The 848-nt window shown below is 53.2% G+C and carries 1 protein-coding gene; it reads left to right on the forward strand.

Annotated features, from left to right (window positions below; genetic code table 11):
* Nucleotides 1-39: 39 nt before the first annotated feature.
* A partial coding sequence (locus tag D8M41_RS11425; protein WP_126927076.1) for a hypothetical protein occupies nt 40-848 on the forward strand: 809 nt, incomplete at its 3' end.

The raw sequence follows: 848 nt of genomic DNA on the forward strand, positions 1-848 counted from the left end.
GTGATCTTCAAACTGGGTCGGCAGGAACGGTAGTCTCTGATGAGTGACGGACTAATCTATGGAATCATCTGCGTCACGTTTGTAGCAACAACATTCTGGCTCTCAGCCGTGTTTGAAGGACGTCGGCGTGAGCGTGAGCAGAAAATCCAGCAGATATTAGAAGAAGCCTCTGACCCTCGGGCTGTAGTGCGGGTGTTGGCCTCGGTGCGGGTACAAGCCTCATGGTTCATGAAAATGCTCTTATGGGGAGCGCTTATTATGCTAGCGCTTCTTCTGTACGCCACGATCCAGCTAAGAATCAGTGGTGCACCTCTAGACACGGGAGACTGGGTTAAAGCAGGGCTACTTATAGTCTTTACTCCTGGTGCTGTGTGGGGTTTGTGGGTGTGCAGGGTCTCGTACCGGGAAATCCTGCCCGAGAAACTCGTGCGGGTCACGAACCGGGGACGGAAACTTACACTGCACTACTGGCAGATTGACTCTAGTTATTTCACCCTATTAGGGGATGAGAACGGGCTTTTCGAGCTCACCGACACCGCAGGGGTGGTGCACCGGTTTAAACCGCATGTAGAACCGTGCCGGTACGTGGGTTCTCAGGTGGCGTTCCGGCTGGATTATGGGTATTGGGCTGATCCGAATAATACTCAGGATGCTGAAATACTCGTGCAATATATTCGGGAAAAATTGTGGGTGCAGCGTCTTTTAGAGGTGCCTGTGGTTTCGGGGTTAGCTCATGGTGGGTACGGGAAAGAGTATTGTCCTGCTGGGGGTCCTGAGTTCGGGCCGGAGTTTCGGAGTAGGCAGAGCGCCTCGGGAGATTTCACGTGGGCCAAAAACTTCGTCCTCAC

This window comes from Rothia sp. HSID18069 (assembly GCF_003989155.1).
GTDB classification, from domain to species: domain Bacteria; phylum Actinomycetota; class Actinomycetes; order Actinomycetales; family Micrococcaceae; genus Rothia; species Rothia aeria.